The organism is Pseudonocardia sp. GCM10023141 (assembly GCF_042653605.1).
The window spans coordinates 105,910-123,847 of the sequence record NZ_JBHSIR010000008.1 but is presented as its reverse complement, the minus strand read 5'-3'; the positions used below and the strand labels follow the sequence as shown (position 1 = coordinate 123,847).

The 17,938-nt window shown below is 73.0% G+C and carries 17 protein-coding genes and 2 pseudogenes; 11 read left to right on the top strand and 8 right to left on the bottom strand.

Going from position 1 to position 17,938, the window contains the following annotated elements:
* Positions 1-5 precede the first annotated feature (5 nt).
* From ACFPFQ_RS04075 to ACFPFQ_RS04065, 3 genes are read left to right on the top strand one after another with little or no spacing between them, the layout of a single operon-like run.
* Positions 6-548: a 2'-5' RNA ligase family protein gene (locus ACFPFQ_RS04075; RefSeq protein WP_379614880.1), complete on the top strand. Its 543-nt coding sequence runs from the start codon at positions 6-8 to the stop codon at positions 546-548.
* 10 nt (positions 549-558) lie between these two features.
* Entirely contained in the window at positions 559-1,521 is a 963-nt protein-coding gene (locus tag ACFPFQ_RS04070; RefSeq protein WP_379614878.1) for a patatin-like phospholipase family protein, read from the top strand.
* A gap of 37 nt (positions 1,522-1,558) precedes the next feature.
* A complete protein-coding gene (locus ACFPFQ_RS04065) occupies positions 1,559-3,226 on the top strand; it encodes an FAD-binding dehydrogenase (protein ID WP_379614876.1) in 1,668 nt (555 codons plus the stop codon).
* Positions 3,227-3,274: 48 nt separating this feature from the next.
* On the opposite strand, the gene ACFPFQ_RS04060 is transcribed toward ACFPFQ_RS04065, so the two are convergent.
* Positions 3,275-4,621: a hypothetical protein gene (locus ACFPFQ_RS04060; RefSeq protein ID WP_379614874.1), complete on the bottom strand. Its 1,347-nt coding sequence runs from the start codon at positions 4,619-4,621 to the stop codon at positions 3,275-3,277.
* Positions 4,622-4,657: 36 nt separating this feature from the next.
* Between ACFPFQ_RS04060 and ACFPFQ_RS04055 the strand changes: the two genes are divergently transcribed.
* From ACFPFQ_RS04055 to aspS, 3 genes are all read left to right on the top strand, one after another.
* A complete protein-coding gene (locus tag ACFPFQ_RS04055) occupies positions 4,658-5,809 on the top strand; it encodes a methionine--tRNA ligase (protein ID WP_379614872.1) in 1,152 nt (383 codons plus the stop codon).
* Between the two features lie 68 nt (positions 5,810-5,877).
* Positions 5,878-6,798 (top strand): class I SAM-dependent methyltransferase, encoded by a 921-nt coding sequence (locus ACFPFQ_RS04050; protein WP_379614870.1) that lies wholly within the window; start codon positions 5,878-5,880, stop codon positions 6,796-6,798.
* A gap of 167 nt (positions 6,799-6,965) precedes the next feature.
* The gene (gene aspS / locus ACFPFQ_RS04045) at positions 6,966-8,279 is read left to right on the top strand and encodes an aspartate--tRNA(Asn) ligase (RefSeq protein ID WP_379614868.1); all 1,314 of its coding nucleotides are present in this window, start codon (positions 6,966-6,968) and stop codon (positions 8,277-8,279) included.
* Positions 8,280-8,352: 73 nt separating this feature from the next.
* Here the strand turns inward: aspS and ACFPFQ_RS04040 are convergent, their stop codons facing one another.
* Both ACFPFQ_RS04040 and ACFPFQ_RS04035 read right to left on the bottom strand, forming a co-directional pair.
* Complete coding sequence (locus ACFPFQ_RS04040) at positions 8,353-9,036, bottom strand: hypothetical protein (RefSeq protein ID WP_379614866.1); 684 nt, start codon at positions 9,034-9,036, stop codon at positions 8,353-8,355.
* A 165-nt stretch (positions 9,037-9,201) separates the two neighbouring features.
* Positions 9,202-10,452 carry an alpha/beta hydrolase gene (locus ACFPFQ_RS04035; RefSeq protein WP_379614864.1) on the bottom strand — a complete coding sequence of 417 codons (1,251 nt, stop codon included), beginning with the start codon at positions 10,450-10,452 and terminating at the stop codon, positions 9,202-9,204.
* Between the two features lie 352 nt (positions 10,453-10,804).
* Between ACFPFQ_RS04035 and ACFPFQ_RS04030 the strand changes: the two genes are divergently transcribed.
* Positions 10,805-11,251 carry an acyl-CoA dehydrogenase family protein gene (locus ACFPFQ_RS04030; protein ID WP_379614862.1) on the top strand — a complete coding sequence of 149 codons (447 nt, stop codon included), beginning with the start codon at positions 10,805-10,807 and terminating at the stop codon, positions 11,249-11,251.
* 33 nt (positions 11,252-11,284) lie between these two features.
* Positions 11,285-12,061 carry a hypothetical protein gene (locus tag ACFPFQ_RS04025; protein WP_379614860.1) on the top strand — a complete coding sequence of 259 codons (777 nt, stop codon included), beginning with the start codon at positions 11,285-11,287 and terminating at the stop codon, positions 12,059-12,061.
* A 42-nt stretch (positions 12,062-12,103) separates the two neighbouring features.
* On the opposite strand, the gene ACFPFQ_RS04020 is transcribed toward ACFPFQ_RS04025, so the two are convergent.
* The 5 genes and pseudogenes from ACFPFQ_RS04020 to ACFPFQ_RS04000 form a co-directional block, all read right to left on the bottom strand.
* Complete coding sequence (locus ACFPFQ_RS04020; RefSeq protein ID WP_379615177.1) at positions 12,104-12,403, bottom strand: class I SAM-dependent methyltransferase; 300 nt, start codon at positions 12,401-12,403, stop codon at positions 12,104-12,106.
* The gene (locus ACFPFQ_RS04015; RefSeq protein ID WP_379614858.1) at positions 12,361-12,762 is read right to left on the bottom strand and encodes a hypothetical protein; all 402 of its coding nucleotides are present in this window, start codon (positions 12,760-12,762) and stop codon (positions 12,361-12,363) included. The genes ACFPFQ_RS04020 and ACFPFQ_RS04015 overlap by 43 nt, the downstream gene beginning before the upstream one ends.
* A 14-nt stretch (positions 12,763-12,776) precedes the next feature.
* Positions 12,777-13,758 (bottom strand): annotated as a pseudogene (locus ACFPFQ_RS04010) (helix-turn-helix transcriptional regulator).
* Between the two features lie 99 nt (positions 13,759-13,857).
* Positions 13,858-14,454 (bottom strand): dihydrofolate reductase family protein, encoded by a 597-nt coding sequence (locus tag ACFPFQ_RS04005; protein ID WP_379614856.1) that lies wholly within the window; start codon positions 14,452-14,454, stop codon positions 13,858-13,860.
* 106 nt (positions 14,455-14,560) lie between these two features.
* Entirely contained in the window at positions 14,561-15,727 is a 1,167-nt protein-coding gene (locus ACFPFQ_RS04000; protein ID WP_379614854.1) for an MFS transporter, read from the bottom strand.
* 65 nt (positions 15,728-15,792) lie between these two features.
* On the opposite strand from ACFPFQ_RS04000, the pseudogene ACFPFQ_RS03995 reads away from it, so the two are divergent.
* From ACFPFQ_RS03995 to ACFPFQ_RS03985, 3 genes and pseudogenes are all read left to right on the top strand, one after another.
* Positions 15,793-16,169, top strand: a pseudogene (locus tag ACFPFQ_RS03995) (MerR family transcriptional regulator).
* A 49-nt stretch (positions 16,170-16,218) separates the two neighbouring features.
* Entirely contained in the window at positions 16,219-16,866 is a 648-nt protein-coding gene (locus ACFPFQ_RS03990; RefSeq protein WP_379614852.1) for a class I SAM-dependent methyltransferase, read from the top strand.
* Between the two features lie 46 nt (positions 16,867-16,912).
* Positions 16,913-17,902 (top strand): helix-turn-helix domain-containing protein, encoded by a 990-nt coding sequence (locus tag ACFPFQ_RS03985; RefSeq protein ID WP_379614850.1) that lies wholly within the window; start codon positions 16,913-16,915, stop codon positions 17,900-17,902.
* The last annotated feature ends 36 nt before the right edge of the window (positions 17,903-17,938 follow it).

Genomic DNA, 17,938 nt, shown 5'->3' with positions numbered 1-17,938 from the left:
CCCCCATGGAGACGAGGCCAGATTTCAGCGCCGTCGTCGTGGCGATCCCCGAGGCCGACCCGCTGGTGGGACCGCTGCGCGCCGAGCTCGACCCGGCCGCCGGTTGGGGCGTGCCCGCCCACGTCAGCGTGCTGGTGCCGTTCGTACCGCCCGCCGACCTCGACGCCGAGGTGCTGGCCGCGCTGGGTGCGGTGGTGGCGGGCGTGCCGGCCTTCACCGCGACGTTCGCCGAGATCGCCTGGGTCGGCGAGACCGTCGTCTGGCTGGCACCGCGGCCCGAGGAGCCGTTCATCGCGCTGACGAGGGCCGTGCAGGACCGGTTCGGGCTCGCCGCCTACGAGGGCCGGTACGGCGACGAGCCGGTGCCGCACCTGACGATCGGCATGGACGAGCCGCTGCCGCGGCTGGAGGCGGCCGCAGCCCAGGTGGCGGCCGGACTGCCGCTGCGGGCGGAGATCCACTCCGTCCGGGTGATCACGGGGCGCCGAGCGGCTGACTCCTGGTCGACGGTGGCCGAGCTCGCGCTGGGCCCGCGGTGCGAAGGGTGATGATGGACCGATGACAGTGCCGGTGGTCCCCGTACAGCTCCCGGGCGACGACGAGGTGTTGCGCGCGCTCGTCCATCGCCGCGAAGCCGGTCACCGCGACGACGGCAACCGCATCGCGCTCGTGGTCAGCGGTGGTGGCATGCGCGGTGCGTACGCGGGCGGGATGGCGCACGCGCTGGAGGACGCCGGGCTCAGCAGCTGGTTCGACGTCGTCTACGGCAGCTCGGCGGGCGCGTTCGTCGGGGGCGCGCTGGTGGTGGGTGAGGGCCGCGGGTCGTCGCACATCTTCTTCGAGGACATGGCCAGCCGGGCGTTCATCGACCCGCGCCGGCTCGGCACGCGCCAGCCGATGGTGTCGCTCGACTACCTGATCGACGACGTGATGGCCAGCTCCAAGCCCATGCCGTGGGAGCGCCTGCGGGACTCGCCGGTGCGGTTGCGGGTGGTCGCCACCGCCGCCGACGACCTGACCCCGCACGTGCTGGAGCCCGAGACCGTCGACGAGTGGAAGCGCGCCTTCCGCGCCACGGCGTCGATCCCGCTGCTGGCCGGGCGGCCCGTTGAGCTGCACGGGCGGCTGTGGATCGACGGGTCGGTCTCGGAGCCGCTGCCGGTCCCGCGGGCGGTGAGCGACGGCGCCACCCACGTCCTCGCACTGCTCAACCGCACGGTCGGGGAGCTGAGCAAGGCCGACCCCGATGCACCCCCGGCCCGCTGGGCCGGTGCGATGAACCGGCTCGCGCCCGGTCTCGGCCTCATCGCGCAGGAGGGGCGGCGGTTGGGGCCGGTGCTCGCGGTCCTGGAGCGCGCCCGCACCCGCGCCGAGGACGGCGCGTACGTGCTGGCGCTGGCCCCGGGCCGGAGCATGGGGGTGCGGGGGCTGACCGTCGATGTCGCCAGGGTCGAGCAGGCGGCGCGGGTGGGCTACGCCACGGTCCAGATCGCGTTGCGGCGGATCGAGCGGGTGGCCTGAGCGATTTCCGGACCCGATATGCGGCAGGGTGTGCGTCATGGACGCCGATGTGATCGTCGTGGGTGGCGGGCTCGCCGGGCTGGTGGCCACCGCCGAGCTGGCCGATGCCGGCAAGCGGGTGCTGCTGCTCGACCAGGAGCCCGAGGCCAACCTCGGCGGCCAGGCGTTCTGGTCGTTCGGCGGGCTGTTCCTCGTCGACTCCCCCGAGCAGCGCCGGATGGGCATCCGCGACTCCCCCGATCTCGCGATGCAGGACTGGCTGGGCAGCGCCAAGTTCGACCGCGGCGTCGACGACCCGAAGGGCGAGGACTACTGGGCCCGCCAGTGGGTCACCGCCTACCTCGACTTCGCCGCGGGCGAGAAGCGGCCGTGGCTGCACGCGATGGGCGTGCGCTGGTTCCCCATCGTCGGCTGGGCCGAGCGCGGCGGCGGGCTCGCCGACGGGCACGGCAACTCGGTGCCCCGCTTCCACGTCACCTGGGGTACCGGCCCCGCGCTCGTCGAGCCGTTCGAGCGGCGCGTGCGTGCGGCCGTCGCGAAGGGGCTGGTCGAGTTCCGCTTCCGGCACCGGGTGGACGGTCTGACCGTCACCGACGGCATCGTCGACGGTGTCCGGGGCGCGGTGCTCGAGCCGAGCTCCGCGGCCCGGGGCACGGCGAGCTCGCGCGTCGAGACCGGCGAGTTCGAGCTGCACGCCGGCGCCGTGATCGTCACGTCCGGCGGGATCGGCGCCAACCACGACCTGGTGCGCGCGAACTGGCCGGCCCGGTTGGGCAAGGCGCCGAAGGAGATGATCACCGGTGTCCCGGCGCACGTCGACGGCCGGATGCTCGCCATCACCGAGGACGCGGGTGGCCGCATCGTCAACCGCGACCGGATGTGGCACTACACCGAGGGCATCCGCAACTGGGACCCCATCTGGCACCAGCACGGCATCCGGATCCTGCCGGGACCCTCCTCGATGTGGTTCGACGCCACCGGCAAGCGCTTCGGGGCGCCCAACTTCCCCGGCTTCGACACGCTCTCCACGCTGGAGGCGATCACGGCCACGGGCTACGACCACTCCTGGTTCGTGCTCACGCAGAAGATCATCGAGAAGGAGTTCGCGCTGTCGGGCTCCGAGCAGAACCCGGATCTCACCGGCAAGGACGTCAAGCTGACGCTGAGCCGGATCCGTCCGGGTGCACCCGGTCCGGTGGAGGCGTTCAAGCGCAACGGCGTGGACTTCGTCGTTGCCGACACACTCGACGAGCTCGTGGCCGGGATGAACCGGATCGTGCCCGACCCGCAGCTCGACGCGGCCGACCTGCGCCGCCAGATCACAGCCCGCGATCGCGAGATCGACAACTCGTTCACCAAGGACCTGCAGGTCACCGCGATCCGCGGGGCGCGCAACTACCGCGGCGACAAGCTCTCGCGCACCGCCACCCCGCACAAGATCCTCGATCCCGCCAACGGGCCGCTCATCGCGGTGCGGCTCAACATCCTCACCCGCAAGACGCTCGGCGGGCTGCAGACCGACCTCACCGGCCGCGTGCTGGGCGCCGACGCCACCCCGATCCCGGGGCTCTACGCCGCGGGTGAGGTGGCCGGTTTCGGTGGGGGCGGGGTCCACGGCTACCGGGCGCTGGAGGGCACGTTCCTCGGCGGCTGCCTGTTCTCCGGACGTCAGGCGGGACGGGCCGCCGCGATCGCGACGTCGTGACGTCGATCGCGGCGGCCCGCCCACCCCACCGACCCACCCCCCAGCGAGTCAGTGACCCGGCGCTGCCCCCTGCGCGCCGACCACGGCCTGCGTCGACGACGTCGACGCGAGCAGCGTGCCGTTGGACCACTCGCGGGAGCCGCTGAACCGGCCGGTGCTCGGGTCGATCACGATCTCCATCCGGTTGCTGCCACGGGTGAGGCCGTAGGCGGTGCCGGTCTGCCCGTCGAGCGTCGCGTGGGCATCGGTGATCGCGATGCCGTCGATGTGCCCGAGCGCCCGGTAGAGCGCGGCGCGCAGGTCCGCGGTCATCAGCGGGCTCCCGACGGCGCGTGTCGTCCAGACGAGGATCGCGGTGTCGGGGTCGCTGCCCCGCCGGTCGATGTCGCGGTCGAGCACGTCGTGGAGGTCCTGCCCGTTGCGCGGGAGCCCGGCGAGGAACTCCGGGGTGAGCACGCCCTGCCACCCGCTCGATCCGACACAGGGCCGGCGCGCGGGGCGTTCCAGCGTCGCGGTGAAGTCGCCGCACCTGGCCCGCATCTCACCGCCGGGCCCACGGAGGTCGACGTCGATGCCGTCGGCAGCGGCCTCGGCTGCGGTGCCCTCGATCCAGCGCGGCTCGCCGGCAGTCGACCGGCGACTGAGCCATTCCTGCTGGTAGTCGGCCGGTGTCCAGACCTCGAGGAGTGATTCGACGGTCCAGGTGTAGGTGCGCCCGCTCCGGCCGGGCCGCTCCATCAGCTGCGTCGTGTACCGGGCGGTGTAGCGGAACTGTCCGGGTTGCAGCGCCGGATCGCTGGTCGTGATCTTGCTGGCCACGGTGTAGAGCCCTTCTGCAGCGGCGCTCGCCGGCGCCTCGTCCCCCGGAGCGGAACCGTCTGGGCCAGTAGCAATCCGGTGACGACCGCGACGACCGCCGCTGCGGCGCCGACCCCAGCGCCTGCGGTGCGACCGGCGCGGCAGCGCCACGACGGCGGCCTGCTCGGCCGGATCCGCGAACTCCGCCGCCGCCGCGGCCATCAGGCGCTCCCTCGCGGCGGAGAGCACGCGCTCGTCGATGGATCCGCCCGCGTGCAGGTTGTGCAGCGCCCGGTCGAGTGCCGGCGCGGTGTTCGACTCCTCAGGCATGACGCTGTCCCTCCTGCCGGCCCAGTACCTCGTCACCGATCCGGCGTCGATGGCCGACACGACGGCATCGTCGTGCCCCGCGACGGCCAACCTGGTCGCACCGGACGCCCGCGCCGAGAGCTTCAGCAGCCGGATCTCCTCGTCGCGGTGCTGCAGGACGAGGTTGGTGGCGATGCCGAAGAGCCGGGCGCGCACGACCGACCTGGTCGGGTCGTAGGTGTGGCGCCTGCGCAGCGCAACCACGAGCCCTGCATCCGCGGGGCTCACGCGATCGGGTCCCGCCGCAGGCGGAAGGACACGATCATGAACACGTACTACGTCACCACCGCCATCCCCTACGTCAACGCCGCCCCCCATCTGGGCCATGCGCTCGAACTCGTGCAGGCCGACGTGCTCGCCCGGCACCGTCGGCTGCGCGGGCAGCCCGTCCGGTTCCTCACCGGCACCGATGACAACGCCATCAAGAACGTCACGGCGGCGCAGGCCGCAGGCGTGGGAGTCGCGGAGTTCGTGCGTGCGGGCGGTGACCGCTTCACCGCGCTGGCCGGTCCGCTGTCGCTGTCGTGCGACGACGTGATCCGCACGGGCAGCGATCCCCGCCACCGGCCGGGCGTCGAGGCGCTCTGGCGACGCAGCTCCGCCGCGGGCGACCTCTACCGCCACCGCTACGAGGGCCGCTACTGCGCGGGCTGCGAGCGGTTCACCGAACCGGAGGAGCGCCTCTGCGCCGAGCACGGCATCGAGCCGGAGCCGGTGGCGGAGGAGAACTGGTTCTTCCGGCTCTCGCGCTACGCGGGGCTCGTCGAGGACGCGATCCGGTCCGGGCGGATCGCGATCCAGCCCGCGAGCAGGCGCAACGAGGTGCTGGGGTTCCTGCGCGGTGGCGTCGCCGACATCAGTGTCTCGCGGCCGGCGGCCCGGGCGGGCGGCCGGGGCATTCCGGTGCCCGATGATCTCGACCAGGTCGTCTACGTGTGGTGGGACGCGCTCGCCAACTACGTGACCGCGCTGGGATACGGGGGCACCGACGCCGCGCTGCGACGGTGGTGGGCCGACCCCGGCGAGCGGGTGCACGTGATCGGCAAGGGCATCCTCCGGTTCCACGCCGTGATCTGGCCCGCGCTGCTCGCCCCGGCCGGGCTGCCGCTGCCCACGACCGTGCTCGTGCACCCCTACCTGGACATCGACGGCGCGAAGATCTCGAAGAGCTCCGGCCCGACGGTGGATCCGGTCGCGCTCGTGGACCGGTTCGGCGTCGACGCGCTGCGGTGGTGGCTCGTGTGCGAGGTCGGGCTCGACGCCGACACCGACTTCACGATCGAGCGGCTGGTCGGCGTGCTGGCACTCGAGTGCGGCCCGTCCGTGCCGGACGGTGCCGCCCGGCTCCAGGCCGCGCTCGGCACCGGAGCGAGGGTCGGGCCTGCGCAACCCTCCTTCCGCCGGCTCGAGGCGTGAGCGCCCTGGATTTGCCGTTCCGGCAATTCATGTTGCCATCGAAACGGGAGGGCGGGCATGGTCGGAACATGAGCACTTCCACCGAGCACAGCGGGCAGGGCCACGGGCACGGGCACGGGCACGGCCATGGCCACGACCACTTCGAGCAGGGCTACGACTGGGCCGAGCAGGCCGATCGGCTCGAGACCGAGGGCGAGCTCCGGATCGGGGAGGTCGAGGGCGCGGCGGACTGGATCGCCGGGATGCTCGGCGAGCACCCGGTGCGCCGGGTCGTCGACATCGGCAGCGGCCCCGGTGTCGCCATCGGCGTGTTCGCGGCCCGGTTCGGCGACGCCACCCTCGAGGCCGTCGACGGGTCGGCCGGGCTCCTCGAACGGGCAGCGGCGCGAGCGCGACGGCTCGGGTTCGGCGACCGCCTCACCACGAGCGTCCGGGACCTGCCCGGTGGGCTCGACACGCTCGCACCCACCGACGTCCTGTGGTCCAGCCGCGTCGTGCACCACCTGGGCGACCAGGCAGGCGCCCTGCGCCGGATGGCGGCGGCACTGCGTCCCGGAGGGGTGCTCGCGATCGCCGAGGGCGGCCTGTCGGCGCGCACGCTGCCGCGCGACATCGGGATGGGCACGCCCGGGCTGGAGGTGCGGCTGGAGGCCGCCGCCCAGGACTGGTTCGCCGAGATGCGCGCCGTCACACCCGACGCGACCGCCACCGTCGAGGACTGGCCGGGGATGCTCGCCGGCGCCGGGCTCACACCCTGCGGCACGCGCTCGTTCCTCGTCGACCACCCGGCGCCGCTGGACGACGCGGCCCGCGCCGTGGTCCTCGAGATCTGGCGCGGGATCGGCGAGCGGGCAGCCCCGCTGCTCGGCGACAGCGACCGCGCGACGATCGACCGGTTGCTGGACCCGGCCGACCCGCTGGGCCTGCACCAGCGCCAGGACCTGTTCATGCTCTCGGCCACCACGGTTTTCGCTGGACGGGCGCGCTAACCTGGCCGTGGCGGCGCTGACGGGAGTGACGATCCCCGAGCCGCCCGGGCCGGTCCACCGTCATCCGGACCACAACGAGGCCGGCCGCTCGGTCGGCGAAGGTGTGGTGGCACCGCGAGCTCCCGATCGCCCACACCTCCCGGGGTTCATTCCGAGGAGGTGCCGAGATGCTGCAACCATCACCAGAACAAGCTCGAACGCTGACCGCGGCGCTGCCCGACCATGTCGGGCAGCGCGCCACGATCTCCGGCTGGATCCACCGCAGGCGGCGGCTGGCCACCGTGTCGTTCCTGATCATCCGGGACCGGGCGGGGCTGGCCCAGGTCGTCGTCGGCCCGTCCGACGAGGCTGCACTGGCCCAGCTCGACACGCTCAGCGAGGAGACGGTGGTGTCCGTCGAGGGCACCGTGGTCGCCAACGCGAAGGCACCCGCAGGCGTCGAGCTGACCAGCCCGTCGATCGTCGTGATCGGCGCGCAGGCCGAGACGCCGCCCATCGAGCTGTGGCGCCCCGGGCTCGCTCCGGGGCTACCGGCGCTGCTCGACAACGCCGCCATCACGTGGCGGCATGCGGCGCAGGCCGCGATCTGGCGGCTGGCGTCGGCATCGTTGCGCGGGTTCCGTCGCGCGCTCGACGCGGACGGTTTCACCGAGATCCAGACCCCGAAGCTCGTGGGCGGATCCACGGAGTCCGGGGCCACCGTGTTCGAGGTGGACTACTTCGGACGGCCCGCCTACCTCGCGCAGTCCCCGCAGTTCTACAAGCAGATGATGGTCGGCGTCTTCGAGCGCGTCTACGAGACGGGTCCGGTGTTCCGCGCCGAGCCGCACGACACGGCGCGCCACCTCGCCGAGTACGTCTCGCTCGATGCCGAGCTCGGCTTCATCACCGACCATCGCGACGTCCTCGCGACGCTGCGCAGCGCCGTCGCCGGGATGGTCGAGGGCATCCGCACCGACGCGCCGGACGCGGTGGCACTGGCGGGCGCCCGGCTGCCCGAGGTGCCCGAGGAGATCCCGGTGATCCACTTCCGCGACGCGCTGCAGCTCGTGGGCGCCGACCCCGACGAGCCCGACCTCGCCCCGGAGCACGAGCGCCGGATCGGCCGGTGGGCGCTGGAGCAACACGGGTCCGACTTCGTCGCGGTGGAGGGCTATCCCGCCCCCAAGCGGCCGTTCTACACGCACCCGGACCCGGCCGACCCGCGCTGGACCAACTCGTTCGACCTGCTGTTCCGTGGACTCGAACTGGTCACCGGCGGGCAGCGGCTGCACGTCTACGCCGACTACGAGCGGGCGCTGGTCGCGCGTGGCGAGTCGACGGCCGACCACGCCGGCTACCTGCAGGCGTTCCGGCACGGGATGCCGCCGCACGGCGGCTTCGCCATCGGGCTGGAGCGCTGGACCGCACGGCTCGTGGAGGCCGACAACATCCGGCGCACCACGCTGTTCCCGCGCGACCTGCACCGGCTGGCGCCGTAGCCCGCCCCCTCCCACACGTCAGGAGGGCGTCCCTCCTGACGTTGCAGGGCGGGGCTGAGCTGGCGGCTCCGAACTACCCCACCGTCGCGTTGAAGAAGATCGCGTCCTTGAAGCCCTGCTTCACCGCGATCTGGAACGGGCCCTTGCCGCCGGGCGGCACCTTGAACGCCTGGGTGACGGTGATCGACTGCCCCGGTGCGACGTCCTGGGTCGGGAAGAGGTCGGCGCCGACGACCCGGTCGGCGGGAGCGTTGTTGAACGTGGCGTTCGCACTGAACAGCGCCATGCTGATCGGCGCCTTCGTGCCGTTGGTGACCGTGAACGTGACGGCGAGCGCCGCCTCACCCTTGGCCAGCTCGAATGAGTTCTTCGGCGTGTAGTTGGTGGGCGCAGCGGCCGAGATCGCGAGGCCGTCGCCGTAGGTGAAGGCGTTGCCGAACGCTGCCGTCCCGCCCTTGGTGTCGGACGAGATCTTGCTCGCCGCCGAACCCACCACCGCCGTGCAGGCGGCGAACCCGAGTATCGGCACGAGCACCACGACCAGCACCACCCACGGCCACACCCGGCGCCGGCGCGGCGGAGGCGGCGGCGCGTACCCGTAGCCGGGCTGGGGCGCGTGAGCGGACGGGGGCGCGTAGGCGGGCTGCGCCGCGTATCCGGGCTGCGATGCGTATCCCGGCTGCGGTGCATACCCGGGCTGGGGCGGGTAGCCGTACCCGGGCTGAGGTACCTGGTCGGGGTGTCGGGGAGCGGTCATTGTCGTCCGTCCTTCGCGCTGGAGCGTCGATGACTGATCGAGATGGCGACCGGCAGCGTTACCGAGCGTCGCTGATCGACCACATGGAGCAAAGAGCTTCGGCATGTGGCCCATACCGGGGGCGATCCGGCGAGAAGCACGACGGCGGGCCCTCCACGCGCAGCCCTACCGACGTCCTGGGCCGGGTTCCAGCCACGGCCAGATCCGCGGCGCCACCACCAGCAGCGCAACGGCGAGGACCGTGATCACCGCCTGACCCACGCGCTCCGGAGTGCCGCCGATCCCGAGCAGGTACGTGGCCAAGGCGTTGGCCAGCGCACCGGTGACGAGCACCGCGCAGCCCAGCAGCAGCCCGGACCGGCGGCGCAGCAGCAGCAGGATCGCCGCTGCCGCGTCGAACACGGTGAGCGACAGGAAGTAGGTGGCGAGCCAGACCGGCGCGGCCGGGTAGGCGTCGATCCCGCGCGTGACGATGTCGACGACGTGGACGACCGTGCCGTAGGCGAACACCGCCGCCGCAGCGAGCACCACGGCACGGATCCGGGGCGGTACTCCCGCCCACCGCACGTCCGGCACGTTCCGACTCTGCCACGTCCGACCCCGGCCCCACACCTGCCGATCGTGGGCTGCTTCAGCTCCCCGCGAAGGCGCGCACCTCGGCGGCGAGGGCCTCGTCGTCGACCTGGTGGGTCTGCCCGGGCAGTACCCGATGGCGCGCGCCCGGGATCCGCGCGGCCACCACGGTTGCGGTGGCCTGGATCCAGGGCCACCCCGCGCCACCCGCGAGCACCAGCGCGTCGGCACGGCGATCGCGCCGAGGCGTTCCGGAACGCCCTCGTCGCCGACCACCGCCAGGTCGAACAGCAGGGTGGGGGCGAGCTGCAGCATGTGCGGCCAACCCGGGCCCGACTGCATCTGCGCCAGCACCTCCGGCGGCAGTTCGGAGCCACCGCCGAGGAACAGCGCCGCCGCGTCGCCCGGCCGATCCGCGGCGAGCAGCTCCGCGATCCGCGGGGCGAACGTCGGATCGGCGTCCGCAGGGTCGGCGCTGTACGGCGGCTCGTAGGCCACCAGCCGGGTGATCGGGAGTCCGCGGGCGGCACCCTGCAGCGCGAGCGCGGCACCCGAGGAATGCCCGACGACCACCGCCGAGCCGCCTGCCGCCGCGATGACCGCGGCGAGGTCCTCGACCTCCCGTTCCACGGCCTTCTCGACGACGCCCGCGGCGGCGTCCCCGCTGTCACCGCGGCCCCGGCGGTCGTAGGTGTGGACCGTGAAGTCCGACGCCAGTACGGCAGCCAGCGAGGCGAAGGACGCGCGATCGCAGAATGCGCCGACGACGATCACCAGTGCCGGACCGCTGCCCGATCGATCGACGGCGAGCGGGGTGCCGTCGGCGGACTGAACTGCCTCCATGTCCGTGCAGACCGGCGGGCCGCCCGGAACTCATCGGACCGCACCGGATCGGAGCAGCAGCTCGGTCCGCGACGACCGCGCGGACCATCGCCTCGGCGAGGAACCGCCCGTAACGCTGCACGGTCCAGCCCCGCTCCAGCACGAGCAGCTCGTAGATCTCGGCGCTGGGGTAGGTCCACAGCAGGTCGCGGACCTCGTCGGCGGTGAGCTCCGGACGCACCTGGCCGGTGGCCATCAGGTCGGCCGCGAACATGGTCATCCCGGTCAGCATCTCCTGGCGCATCTGCGCCCACACCTGCGCGCCCGCCCCGTCGACAGCGGCCGCGGAGCGGGCCACGAGCTGCAGCGGCACATGCCGCTCGGAGCCCGCCGCGAGGTGCTCCGCGTACCGGACGAGCTTCCTGGCCGCGTCCGGTTCGGCCTGGATGGCGCCGATGAGGTCGCGCTCTGCCATCGGCGTGGCCTCGTCGCCGCAACCCGGTTGATCGCCCCGCGGTTGTCGAGCCGGGCCCGCGACGGCGAACGGCTCCGGACCCTGCCCGCCGACCTGGTCGCGGAGGCCCGGGCAGCGGGGCTGTTCGGGCTGGCGACGCCCCGGTCGCTCGGCGGGTCCGAGCTGGCGCCGATCGCGCTGGTGGAGGTCGTCGAGGAGCACTGCCGCGCCGACGGATCCGCGGGCTGGACGATCCTGATCGGCAACTCGACGGCGTTCCTGGCCTGGCTCGACCCGGCGGTCGCCCGCGACATCCTCCACGAGACGTCCGACCCCGTCGGCGCCTCGTCCTTCGCGCCCGCGTGACGGCTACTGCCCGACGGCACGGGCGGTCACCGGATGTCGGGACAGTGGGGGTTCTGCAGCGGATCTGGTCACGCCGACCTGTTCGTCAACGGCGCCTTCATCATGGACGGCGACGCCCCGCACATGATCCCCGGACGCGGGCCCGGACTGGCGCTTCGCCGTCCTGCCCGCGCCCGCGCTGACGGTCCTCGACAACTGGGACGCCGCCGCGTTGCGCGGCACCGGGAGCCACGACGTCGTCGCCTCGGCCGTCGCCGGGCCCGCCGAACACGTCATGTCGCCGCTGTTCGAGCCGGCCCGCCACGACGGCCCCCTGTGGCGCTTCCCCTTCTTCACACTCGTCGGAACCACGCTCGCCGGGTTCCCGCTCGGCGTCGCCCGCCGGGCACTCGACGAGCTCGCGCAGTTCGCTCGACGAGGATCCGGCCGTCGAGCCCCACCGCGATCGCCCACGACGGCGACCTGCAGGTCGCGCTCGCCCGCTCCGAGGGCGGCCTGCAGTCCGCGCGGTCCTTCGTGATCGACACACTCGGCGCGCTGTGGGACACCGCCCGGGCCGGCGACGTGCCCGGCGACGCGCAGCGGGTCCGCTTCCTGCTGGCCACCCAGCAGGCCATGCCGGCCGCGATCGAGGCCGTCGACACGGCGTACGGCTTCGGCGGCGCCGCTGCGCTGCACGCCGACCACCCGTTGCAGCGGTGCTTCCGCGACATCCACGCCGCGGCGCAACACATCTACTTCTCCCCGGCATCGGCCAAGCGCTACGCGATGTCTCGGCTGCGGATCGACCAGCCGGGCCACTGGTTCTGACCACCGGCAACACGAATGGAGCATCCGTGGCCGGGTGCGGCGCTACCGCACCGCGGCGCAGGAGCGGACCCCGAAGGCGAGCACGGCGATCTCGACGTCGACGAAACCCGTGGCCGCCAACCGTTCGCCCGGCGTCAGTGGGTCGACGGGCACCAGGATGTCGCCCGCGTGCAGGCGCCGCAGGCCAGGGCTGTCGAGGCTGTCGGTGCCCCGCAGCCGACCACCGGGTCGCAGCACGCGCGCGAACTCCGCGAACGCCCTGTCCTGCGCTGCCGCGTCGGGCAGGTGGTGCAGCACCATCATCGCCGGCACCGCGCTGAGCGCGTCGTCGCCATAGGGCAGCGCCGTCGGGTCGACGTCGGCTGCGTCGAGACGTCGAGCGCGATGTAGGCGCTGCGACGCACCGCCGGGATCCGCGGAGAGATCGGCGATGGAGCAGGTGGTGTAGATGGATCCATCGGCGACAACGGGGCCGGACGTGAACGTCCTGCCAGCGAGTGCGGGGTGGGCAGCGCGGGCGCTATCGACGCGTCCTTGGGGACCGCCACGGGCAGCGTCCCGCGGCCGAGCACGGTGGCAGCGTCCGGGCCGAAGCCCAGTGCGAGCACGCGTACCGGCGGGGCCGGGACGTCGGTCGGGCCGAACTTCCCCGTCACCTGCACCGGGAACCCGGCAGCCGCGCCGATCCCGTCCCCGTCCATCGAGTCAGGTGAGCCTAACTTGATGTCGTCGGCCTGCCGACGGCGTAGCGCTCCACCAACTCGCGCCCCAGGCGGGCCAGCTCGGCACGCACGGCCGCCGACCACGGGTCTCCCTCGTCCTCGACCTCCAGGAGCGCACCCCACCCGGCGAGGGGTTGCGCGATCATCAACGGGGTCGGTGCCGAGAGCCGCAGCCGCGCCCTCCCGTCAGCCTCCACGCCGTCGGGTACGCAGTGGCGGCCGTACTGACCCTGCAGGATCGGGGCCAGCCGCGCCTCGATCAGGACCGGCACCGTCACGCGCAGCTGACGCTGCTCGACCTCGTCGACCACCCGGTCCCACGCTGTCGGCAGCGCGAAGCCGGCCGGTCTCTCGGCGACGAGATCGGTGGTCTCGACCGTGACGATCCGGTCGACCCGGAACGTCCGCTGCCCGTTTCGCGTGCCCGCGAGCAGGTACCAGATCTCGTCCTTGTCGACGAGTCCGAGCGGGTCGACGAGCCGCTCGGACTGCTCGCGCCCTCGCCCGCCGTAGACCATCCGGACCTTGCGGCGCCGGACGACGGCCTCCTGCAGCGTCTCGATCAGCGCCGACCGTTCCCGACCCCGCCCACCCCAGCGCGTGGGATCGATCACGACGGCCGCCGCGGCCGCCTCGGCGTCGGCCCGGAACGTGTCGGGCAGCGCCCGCACGAGCTTGCGCAGCGCGGCCTTCGCCTCCGGGGCGACGGCTGCGGCGGGCCCGACCAGCAGGAACAGCGCCTGCGCCTCGGCCGCGGTGAGACCGCTGAGATCGGTGCGCGCACCCCCGAGCAGCGACCAGCCACCCCCGCGGCCCGGCTGCGGATACACGGGGATGCCGGCGGTCGAGAGCGCCTCGAGATCGCGCCGGGCCGTGGCCACCGACACCTCGAGCTCCTCGGCGAGCTCGGCCGCCGTGACGCGCCCCCCGCGCCTGCATCACGAGGAGGGTGGCCACCAGCCGGTCTGCACGCACGTCCCCATCCTCGACCCTGAAGTGCTCATGGTGTGAGCACTTCAGTGCACGGACCGCCACCTTCCTGCCATTCCGAGTCACCCCCGCGGCTCGGAGTTACTAGCGCTTGACGACGTAGCGGACGTGGGTGACCCGATCGTTGCCGCGGACAGAGACCGGCGTCAGATCGACGTGGTCGACGCCCTCGAACAGCCGCTCGCCACGCCCCAGCAGCACCGGGGTGATGTGCAGGCGGATCTCGTCGAGCAGGCCGGCCGCCACGAACTGGTTGACGGTGGCGGCGCCGCCCGCGATCGAGATGTCGGCGCCGCCGGCAGCGGCCCGCGCCTGCTCCAGCGCCTCCTCGATGCCACCGGTCACGAAGTGGAACGTGGTGCCACCCTCCATCACGACCGGCTTGCGCTCGTGGTGGGTCAGCACGAACACCGGGCCGTGGTAGGGCGGCTCGGGGCCCCACCAGCCGGTCCAGTCCAGGTCCCAGTCGCCTCGACCGGGACTGAACATGTTGCGCCCCATGATGAACGCGCCCGCGGCCACGATCTCCGCGATCTCGGCGGCGTTCTCCTCGGGCTCCTGGAACATCCACGCGTGCAGGCTGTCGCCGACGCCGTCGCCGAACGGGGCGTCGGCTCGCTGGTTGAGGCCGGCCGTGTAGCCGTCCACCGAGACCGCCATGTCGGTGAAGACCTTGCCCATCGTCGTCTCCTCTGGTCGTGGGGAGCGAACCGCTCCGCCTCGACCATGGGTCGGAGCGGGCGGGTTGCTCTCGACATCGGGGCCGAAGAACTCTTCGGCGCGCTGTTCACGCCGCGGTGGCGACCGCGGTCCGGGATGGGAACCCGTGCGCACGGGCCCCGACCACCACCGCGAGCGCCGGCACCAGCAGCCCCAGCACCGCCCACGGGAACGAGCCCGGTCCGAGCCCGTCCAGCAGCATCCCGCCGGTCACACCGCCGGCCGCCATGGCGGCGTTCCACAGCGTCACGAGCATCGCCTGGCCGGTGTCCCCGCCCACCGCGCCGACAGCCGTCTGCAGCAGCGTGGGGATCCCGCCGAAGCCGAGCCCCCACACCGCCACCGCGGCGACGACCAGCAACCTGTTGCCGTCGAGCGCGGCGAGCGCGGTGGCGGCCGCGGCGAACAGGACCGCACCGCCGATCATGAGCGGGCGCAGCAGGAGATCGATCCGGGCGCCCACGATGCCGATGCCCGCGACCGAGGCGATCCCGAGTACCAGCAGCACGAGATCGGTGGACGCACCCATCCCGAGCCGCTCGAGGAACGTGGCGATGTAGGTGTAGAGGATCGTGTTGGCGAGAACCACCGCGAACGTGACGACGAGCACCGGTGCGACACCGGGCCGCGCCGCGGTGCGCAGGACCGGGATCCGGCTCCCGCGCAGCGCGCCCGGCAGATCCGGGACGGCGGTGGCGATCCAGGCGAGCAGCACGATCGCGAGCACGCTGATCGCGGCGAACGTCACCTGCCAGCCGAGCACGGCACCGACGAACGTCCCCGCCGGAACGCCCAGCGCCAGCGCGAGCGGGATGCCCGCCATCACGATCGCGATCGCCCGCCCCCGCACCGGCCCGGGCGCCAGGCGCCGCGCGTAGCCCGCCAGCAGCGCCCACACCAGTCCCGCGGCCGTCCCGGCGACGAACCGGGCCACCAGCGTCGCGGGGAAGGAGACGGACACGGCCGTGACGGTGTTGGCGACGGCGAACCCCGCGACCCCGACCAGCAGCAACCTCCTGCGCCGCCACGTCGCCATGGCCGCCGAGAGCGGGATGGCCGCCACCGCGGTGCCGACGGCGTAGATCGTGACCAGCTGACCCGTTGCGGACTCGGTGATCTCGAGGTCGGCGCTCATGGCGGGGAGCACGCCCGCGGGCAGCGCCTCGGTCAACACGGTGATGAAGGCTGCGGTCGCCAGCGGGAGCAGCGCGCGCAGCGGTAGCCGGTTCGTCATGCCCGTATGCTCGAACCATCACATTGATGTGAAGGTCAAATCGTTGCGGGCGTGAGGTGGGGAACATGCGCATCGGCGAGCTCTCCGAACGTACCGGCACACCCCGGCGGCTGCTGCGCTACTACGAGGAGCAGAGCCTGATCGTCGCGAGCCGCAGCGCCAACGGCTACCGCGACTACGACGAGCGCTTCGTCGACCGCGTCCTGCAGTCCGCGGGCTGCTCGACGCCGGGCTGCCCACGCGGATCATCAAGCAGATCCTGCCGTGCCTCGACAAGCCCCGCACCATCCACTTCCGCGACGCGACCCCGGAGATGCTGGCCACGCTCGAACTCGAACGCGACCGCATGTCGGCCCGGGTGGAGTGCCTGACGCGCAACCGGGATGCGATCGCCGAGTACCTCGACGCGGTACGGGCCACCCGCGCGCCGTCGCCGTCCTGACCGGTCCGTGCGCTCGGAACCGTCGGTGCGCAGCCGTAGCTTCGGGGGCATGGACAGCAAGACGACGGAACTGCGGGAAGCGCACGACGTACTGGCCGAGTTCTACGCAGAACGCCTCGCCGGTGCGCTCGACGAGATGCCGGTCGATCGGGCGGTGCTGGGGCTGTTCCGGGAGTGGGTACTGGAAGCGGGCGGCCCGGGTGCCGCTGTCGGTGACATCGGGTGCGGCAGCGGCCGACTGGCGCCGTACCTCGCCGCCGCCGGGCTCGCACCGCACGGCGTCGATCTCTCCCCGGAGATGGTCCGCGTCGCGCGCCGCGACCATCCCGGCATCCCGTTCGACGTCGCCGACCTGCGCGAGCTGCCGTTCGACGATGCCAGCCTCAGCGGGGCGCTGTGCTGGTACTCGCTCATGTACCTCGCGCCGGCCGATCGTCGCAGCGCGTTCGGCGAGCTGGCCCGCGTCGTCGCGCCGGGCGGCTACCTCGCCACGGCCTTCAAGGCGGGCGACGACACGCTCCGACGGGGCGGGCGCACGCTCGATCTGGGCATCGAGTTCGACATCTACTGGTACTCGCCGGAGGAGATGGAGCGTCGATTCACCGAGGCCGGCTTCCGGGCCGTCTACTGGGCGGGGCGCCCGGCCGACCCCACCGAGCCGCAACCGCAGGCCTACCTCGTCGGGCGGCGGCTCTGATCCGATCCGGCCTGTCCGGAACGTGGCGCCCCGTACCCTTCCGGACATGCACTCGGTAGCGCTCGCGGTCACGCACGGCACGCCGCTGTTCGAGCTGGCCTCCGCGTGCGAGGTCTTCGGCTCCGACCGCGAGCTCGCCCAGCCGTGGTACAGCCTCACGATCTGCGGCAACGACTCCGCCGACGTCGGCGGCTGGCTGCGGGCCGACGTGCGCGGCGGCCTCGACGACATCGCCGCCGCCGACACCGTCATCGTCCCGGCCTGCCGCGACGTCGACGAACCGCTGCCGGCCGGGCTCGTCGACGCCGTGCGCGCGGCTCATGACGCCGGCGCCCGGGTGGCGTCGCTGTGCACCGGGGCGTTCGTCCTCGCGGCCGCCGGCCTGCTCGACGGCAGGCGTGCCACCACCCACTGGGCGCACGCCGACGTGCTGGCCGCGCGGTATCCGCTCGTGCAGGTGCAGCCGGACGTCCTCTACGTCGACGAGGGTCGTGTCCTCACCTCGGCAGGCAAGGCCGCTGCGATGGACCTGTGCCTGCACATCGTCCGGATCGATCACGGCGCGTCGGTGGCCAACGCCTTGGCCCGCAACCTGATCGTGCCGCCACATCGTCCCGGCGGGCAGGCCCAGTTCATCCCCGCGGCGGTCTCCCACGGCCGCGACCACGTGCTCGTCGGACTGATGTCCTGGGTGTCGGCGCGGCTGGACCAGAACCTGACCGTGCAGGACCTCGCCCGCCACGCGAACATGAGCTCCCGCAACCTGGCACGCCACTTCAACGCCGTCGCGGGCACCAGCCCGTTGCAGTGGCTGCTGACCCAGCGCGTCGGCCGGGCCCAGGAGCTCCTCGAGAACACCGACGTCAGCGTCGAGCAGATCGCCTCCCGCACCGGCATGGGCACCGCCACCACGTTGCGGCGCCACTTCCACCGGCTGCTCGACACGTCCCCCGACGCCTACCGCCGCACCTTCCGCGACAGCCGCCCAGCTGTCCAGCCGCCAGTCGCCCAGCCGTCCGCGAGGGTGGCGATCTGACCGCGGTAAGGTCATTGGGGTGATAGCTGGAGCGGT

What these genes read in the sequence shown, in the direction of transcription:
- ACFPFQ_RS04015 (WP_379614858.1), bottom strand. Translation starts at nt 12,762, where the DNA reads ATGGACGGGGACGGGATCGGCGCGGCTGCCGGGTTCCCGGTGCAGGTG.
- ACFPFQ_RS04050 (WP_379614870.1), top strand. Translation starts at nt 5,878, where the DNA reads ATGAGCACTTCCACCGAGCACAGCGGGCAGGGCCACGGGCACGGGCAC.
- ACFPFQ_RS04075 (WP_379614880.1), top strand. Translation starts at nt 6, where the DNA reads ATGGAGACGAGGCCAGATTTCAGCGCCGTCGTCGTGGCGATCCCCGAG.
- ACFPFQ_RS04025 (WP_379614860.1), top strand. Translation starts at nt 11,285, where the DNA reads ATGTCGGGACAGTGGGGGTTCTGCAGCGGATCTGGTCACGCCGACCTG.
- ACFPFQ_RS04030 (WP_379614862.1), top strand. Translation starts at nt 10,805, where the DNA reads ATGCCGCTCGGAGCCCGCCGCGAGGTGCTCCGCGTACCGGACGAGCTT.
- aspS (WP_379614868.1), top strand. Translation starts at nt 6,966, where the DNA reads ATGCTGCAACCATCACCAGAACAAGCTCGAACGCTGACCGCGGCGCTG.
- ACFPFQ_RS03985 (WP_379614850.1), top strand. Translation starts at nt 16,913, where the DNA reads ATGCACTCGGTAGCGCTCGCGGTCACGCACGGCACGCCGCTGTTCGAG.
- ACFPFQ_RS04040 (WP_379614866.1), bottom strand. Translation starts at nt 9,036, where the DNA reads ATGACCGCTCCCCGACACCCCGACCAGGTACCTCAGCCCGGGTACGGC.
- ACFPFQ_RS04000 (WP_379614854.1), bottom strand. Translation starts at nt 15,727, where the DNA reads ATGACGAACCGGCTACCGCTGCGCGCGCTGCTCCCGCTGGCGACCGCA.
- ACFPFQ_RS04070 (WP_379614878.1), top strand. Translation starts at nt 559, where the DNA reads ATGACAGTGCCGGTGGTCCCCGTACAGCTCCCGGGCGACGACGAGGTG.
- ACFPFQ_RS04065 (WP_379614876.1), top strand. Translation starts at nt 1,559, where the DNA reads ATGGACGCCGATGTGATCGTCGTGGGTGGCGGGCTCGCCGGGCTGGTG.
- ACFPFQ_RS04035 (WP_379614864.1), bottom strand. Translation starts at nt 10,452, where the DNA reads ATGGAGGCAGTTCAGTCCGCCGACGGCACCCCGCTCGCCGTCGATCGA.
- ACFPFQ_RS04055 (WP_379614872.1), top strand. Translation starts at nt 4,658, where the DNA reads ATGAACACGTACTACGTCACCACCGCCATCCCCTACGTCAACGCCGCC.
- ACFPFQ_RS04005 (WP_379614856.1), bottom strand. Translation starts at nt 14,454, where the DNA reads ATGGGCAAGGTCTTCACCGACATGGCGGTCTCGGTGGACGGCTACACG.
- ACFPFQ_RS03990 (WP_379614852.1), top strand. Translation starts at nt 16,219, where the DNA reads ATGGACAGCAAGACGACGGAACTGCGGGAAGCGCACGACGTACTGGCC.